4 protein-coding genes are annotated in these 5600 nt (G+C 40.7%); 3 read left to right on the plus strand and 1 reads right to left on the minus strand.

Features of this window, described 5'->3' with window-relative positions:
• From QZY09_RS07045 to QZY09_RS07055, 3 genes are all read left to right on the plus strand, one after another.
• Positions 1 to 654 (plus strand): GH25 family lysozyme (locus QZY09_RS07045; protein WP_295670174.1); only part of this gene is annotated, 654 nt, incomplete at its 5' end.
• Between the two features lie 118 nt (positions 655 to 772).
• Positions 773 to 3565, plus strand: a complete 2793-nt coding sequence (locus tag QZY09_RS07050; RefSeq protein ID WP_295670176.1) for an outer membrane beta-barrel family protein — start codon at positions 773 to 775, stop codon at positions 3563 to 3565.
• A 1-nt stretch (position 3566) separates the two neighbouring features.
• A complete protein-coding gene (locus tag QZY09_RS07055) occupies positions 3567 to 4346 on the plus strand; it encodes a GLPGLI family protein (RefSeq protein WP_295670179.1) in 780 nt (259 codons plus the stop codon).
• Positions 4347 to 4519: 173 nt separating this feature from the next.
• Here QZY09_RS07055 and QZY09_RS07060 read toward each other — a convergent pair whose 3' ends face one another.
• Positions 4520 to 5410 (minus strand): phosphatidylinositol-specific phospholipase C/glycerophosphodiester phosphodiesterase family protein, encoded by an 891-nt coding sequence (locus tag QZY09_RS07060; RefSeq protein ID WP_295670182.1) that lies wholly within the window; start codon positions 5408 to 5410, stop codon positions 4520 to 4522.
• Positions 5411 to 5600: the final 190 nt, after the last annotated feature.

Raw genomic sequence — 5600 nt, forward strand, 5'->3', positions numbered from 1 at the left:
CGCACTTATAAAAGTTTTCATATCCGCATCCCATCAAACTACAAAATACATGGTATCGATGTTTCCTACTACCAGGGCAGGATTGACTGGCAGCGGGTAAAAAAAATGCAGGAGGACAGTGTGCACGTCAGCTTTGCGTTTATCAAGGCCACGGAAGGTGTTTTAAAAGTCGACCCTTATTTTCAGCGCAACTGGCGCGAATGCAACAAAGCTGGCATCGCCTGTGGCCCCTACCAGTATTTTCGGCCTAAATTTAGCGGCAAGTGGCAGGCCGGCCTATTTTTACAAACGGTAAAAGTGCAAAAAGGTAACCTGCCGCCGGTAGTAGATGTTGAGCGTTTGGATGGTATGACGCCCGAAAAAATGCGGCAGGAGCTGGATGAATTTATCAAAGAAATAACCCTGAAAACAAGAGTTACACCCATCATTTATACCGGTTTAACATTTTACCAGGAAAACCTGGCCGGTTTTTACGATGATTATCCCTTGTGGATCTCCAGTTTTGATCATCCTGTGCTTACTATAAGCGCCAATACCAACTGGAAATTCTGGCAACACTCCGAAAGGGCCAGGGTAAACGGCATAGTCAGCGTAGTTGATTTCGACCTTTTCAGGGGTGATAGCATTGCATTTCAAAAAATGCTGATTAAATAGATGCAAATTCATCATGAATTATAAAGTGATTTTACTTTGGATAAAAAAATGTTAATAAATGTTAAAGAATTTGAAAAACTAAGTATTTAGTTATATTTTAGGGGCACAAACCTTAGATATGAAATTCACAATTACATTTTTAACCCTAATCATACTTTTTTCACTTCGTTTGTCAGCGCAAAGCGTTTATTCCGTAAAAGGGGACATTGTTGACACAGCCGAAAATGCCAAACTGGCAAATGCGTCCATCAGTGTTTTAAATGCAAAAGATTCAACATTGGTAAGCTTTACAAGGGCAGGAGCCGGCGGTGCATTTTCAATCGGCAATTTGCATAAAGGTAAATTTATTCTGCTGGTAAGTTACCCCACCTATGCCGATTATGTCGACCAGTTCAGCCTCGACTCAACAAAAAGCACCCATGATTTTGGTAAACTAAATATGCTCCTAAAGGCAAGGTTATTGCGCGATGTAATTATAAAAGGCACCCGCGCGGCCATGAAAATAAAAGGTGACACAACCGAATACAATGCAGGCGCGTTTAAGGTGCAACCCAATGCTAAGGTAGAAGACTTACTAAAACAATTACCTGGCATTGAAGTTGACAAGGACGGGAAAATAACCGCCCAGGGCCAATCAGTAGGAAAGGTGTTAGTAGATGGTGAAGAGTTTTTTGGCGATGACCCGACATTGGTAACCAAGAACATCCGGGCGGATATGGTGGATAAGGTGCAGTTGTATGATAAAAAAAGCGACCAGGCCACGTTTACCGGGATTGATGACGGGCAAAAAACAAAGACGATCAACATTAAGTTAAAGGAAGATAAAAAGAACGGCTATTTTGGCAAATTGGATGCGGGCGCTGCCACCGATGGTTATTATGAAGGGCAGTTGTTATTTAACAGGTTTAAAGCCAAGCAGAAATTTTCGGCGTATTTAACCGTGGGTAACAATGGCAAAACCGGCCTGGGTTGGGAGGATAGTCAAAAATATGGTTCGGATGGCCTGCAATTTGGCGATAATGGCGAAATTTTTATAACCGGCGGCAACGGCGACGGGCTCGACTCATTTAGTGGCCAATATAACGGGCAGGGGACACCGCTTGCACGGAATGGCGGCCTGCATTACGATAGCAAATGGAACAGTGATAAAGAATCTATCAACGCAAATTATAAAATAGGCTCTATTGAAGTTAATGGAAACAGTAACACATTAACACAAAACAATACTACTGCCGGGACCTACAATGGTATATCAAACCAAAACTTTGATAATTTTATGTTCCGCCAGAAACTTGATTTTACTTACCAGATTAAACTGGATACTACCTCGAACCTGAAAATAATGGCTGACGGAACACTTAAGAATTCGCATGCCAGGAGCAACTATTTGTCGACCAGCCTGCAGGGGATTGATACGCTACAGAATGGCAGCCGCAAAATTGATAATAAAGACAATACGCAGCAATTTAACGCAAGCGCGTTTTATACCAAAAAATTTAAGAAAAAAGGGCGTACATTTTCATTTTTAGCTGGTATATCGCAAAACGAAACAACTTCAAACGGCTACCTATATTCAAAGACGGCCTATTACAACCCGATAACTATAGGAAAAATTGACAGTTTGCCGATAATAGACCAGTATAAAACTGCCGATGTAAAAAGCACTTCGTTGAAAACTAACCTTACCTATACCGAGCCGCTGACAAAGGATTTTTCGGTGATTTTTAATTATGGCTTCGGTGTAAACAATGGCACGTCAAACCTGGCCTCATTTAATCAATCTTCGCCCGGTGATTATAATTTGAAGGTAGGTAATTTAAGCGATGATTATAAACTGGATGAACTATCAAACCAGGCCGGGGCGGTTTTCAATTATAAAAAGAACAAAGCCGTTTTCAATTTTGGCACGAAAGTATCGAACGTGAATTTTAACCAAACGGATTTGGTTTCAGGTAACATGCTTAAAAGGGACTTTATTAACTGGATGCCCCAGGCAAATTTTCAATATCGGTTTTCGCAGCAGCAAAGCCTCTTTGTGAATTATTCCGGCAGAACAGAGCAGCCAACTATCAGCCAGATCCAACCAGTTGCGGTAAATTCCGATCCGCATAATATTACCGTTGGTAACCCCAACTTAACCCCATCATTTGCTAATAATTTTTATTTCTATTACAATTCCTATAAGATTTTAAGCGGGCAATCTATCTGGCTGAATGGCAATTATTCATTTACTACAAACCCTATAGTAAGCAACCTGGTAACCAGTACAAACGGAAATACAGTTAACCAATATGTTAATATAGGAAACAAAACGTCAAGTAACTATAACTTGAATGCCTATCTGGACCGCAAACTTGGCAAAACAGATATTAACATTGGTTTAAATGCCGGTTTGAACGGTAATAGTTCCTACAATTATTCAAACAATGCGCTGGATTTTATCAAATCAGATACTTACTCACTAAAATTCCAGACATCAAAGTATAAAGAGAAAAAATATGATCTGTATCTGAATTTCGGGCCTAATTATACCATCAGCGGGTCGTCATTACAGCCACAAATCAACAATAACGGGCGCGGGTTTAATGCAGCAGCTGGCTTTACTTTTTACCTGCCCGGAAAATTTCAGATAGCATCCGACGGCGACTACCAAAACAGGGGCAAAACCGAAACCTTTAATACAGTTTATACCCGTACCCTCATTAATGCTTCCCTCGCCAAAACATTTTTAAAGGAAGATAATTTAAAACTGTCTATTGCGGGTAATGACCTGCTGAACCAAAATTCAGGCTTCGACAGGACTTCATCAGGCAACCTGATAACACAAAACACCTACACCACTATAAAAAGATATTTTATGCTTTCCCTTGTTTGGGATTTTAACAAAATGGGCGGGATCACAAAAAAATAAAATGATGAAAAAGATTACACTTTATACCCTGGCAATATTGATTTTAGGCACAGGGATTTCGTTTGGCCAAAATGCCCACTTCGCGATGTCGGGCGTTATAGAATTCGAAAAGACCGCAAATATGTACGCGCTTTTTAAAAAAGATATCAATAAAGACAATGAAAGCTACCTGGCGCCTGCTTTTGAAGCCTACAAAAAAAACCAGCCGCAGTTTAAAAAATTACAAAGTACCCTTAGTTTTTCAGGCAGTAAAACGATGTTTACGCCAATAGAAGATGAAGTTGGCTATGGCTCTTTTTGGGGGGATGATGCCATGGTGAAACAAAATAATACCACCTTTACTGACCTGGCAACCGGGACTTTTATATGCCATAAAAATGTTTTTGAAGAAACTTTCCTTGTAAAAGATACCACCCGGAAGATTTATTGGAAAATAACTGACGAAACCCGGGTAATAGCCGGTTATACCTGCCGAAGGGCAAACGCCCTAATAATGGATTCGGTGTACGTTGTTGCTTTTTACACGATCGAGATCCCGGTTTCGGGGGGGCCTGAGTCATTTACAGGTTTGCCCGGTATGATCCTTGGTGTGGCGCTGCCGCATGAGAATATTACCTGGTTTGCCACCAAAGTAACTGAAACAACCGTTGATGATAAGGCACTGGCGCCACCAAAAAAGGGCAAGCCGGTAAGTACGACGCAACTGAAGGAAACGCTTAATGCAGCACTTAAGGATTGGGGAACCTGGGCACAGGCTAAGCTCAAGGCATTTTCACTATGAATTTGCACGAATTTAATGGACACGAATTTCACGAATCGGTTCGAATTATCACGAATAGAAACAGGCACGAATGTTTACGAATGGATTCGAATGGACACGAATAGAAATTTGAGCCAATTTTACTAATAAAGCGAATTAGTGTAAATTCGAACTTATTCGTGAAATTCGTGTTATTAAAAATTTAACACGCTTAAATCTTTATCGGGGGTCGACGAAGTGTTATTACTGGCGATGATGCTTTTATGGTCGTTCAGGAAATTTTTAAGGGTAACCAGTTTATCGGTATTGATCAGGTCGACACCGCATTTTAACAGCTCTGTCCAAACCTCTTTATTTTCAGGCGAAGCCCAGAGCCGTACTTTTTCACCGTATTTATGGGCAATTGCCACGTAAGCACAAAGCTTTTTTTGTTCATCGTTCGGTATCGCACCTTTTCCATCCCATTTAAGTAGATTGGAGTATTTGCAACTTGCCATCTGGTAAACGTTTGCGCCAAGGGTATCACGATTGGCCCTGCGCAAATCTTCATCAATAAACGCATACCGGTTTTGTTCACTTTGTATCATTTGATAAGGCTTATGACCCGATAACACAATGGTAACGGCTCCCTGGTGAAGTGTGCCATGGTTGTATCCTGATAATATATCTTTGTATTTTTCGAGCAGGACCATCAGGGCCGAATAAGTACTGTCAGACCCGGATTTTATATCGATCATTAAGATGATCGGAGTAGTAAATCCGGTGTAAACCTGTCCCTTATTACCGGCTATCCTGTCGGCCAATGGCTTCAGGTAAAGTGATTCCAGCGTATGGTGTCTTTTAAAATATGGGTCGATATGGGCAACAATCAGTTTACCGCGCCTTAAAAAAACGTCAGCTTCAATATTGGTGTAGCCGTTGTTCAACGCGTCAAAAAGGGGGTGCTTGTGCCTGTAATCGTTGTGAGCAAAACCATTGATCAATGGAATGGACTGTGCATGCACAGATTGAAGGGTGAAAAGGAATAAAACAACCAGGGCTGTTTTTAGTGGCCTTTTGCCGGGTTTTGCTTGCGGGGCTTTCAAGTAATTATTATAATTTTATTGACGCAAATTTACCCCTGCGGGTTGTTATTAAATTAAAACGCCGGTTATCAAATAGTTAAATTATTGCTTCTTAACATTAAGTCTTCTTTAACACTTAGGGTTGTGTCATTGAAATGTTACAAAGTTGCAATGTAGTCATTGAAACGTAATTTACAATTAAATGTTATGC

The sequence above is a fragment of the uncultured Mucilaginibacter sp. genome (assembly GCF_903913935.1).
Classification (GTDB): Bacteria; Bacteroidota; Bacteroidia; order Sphingobacteriales; family Sphingobacteriaceae; genus Mucilaginibacter.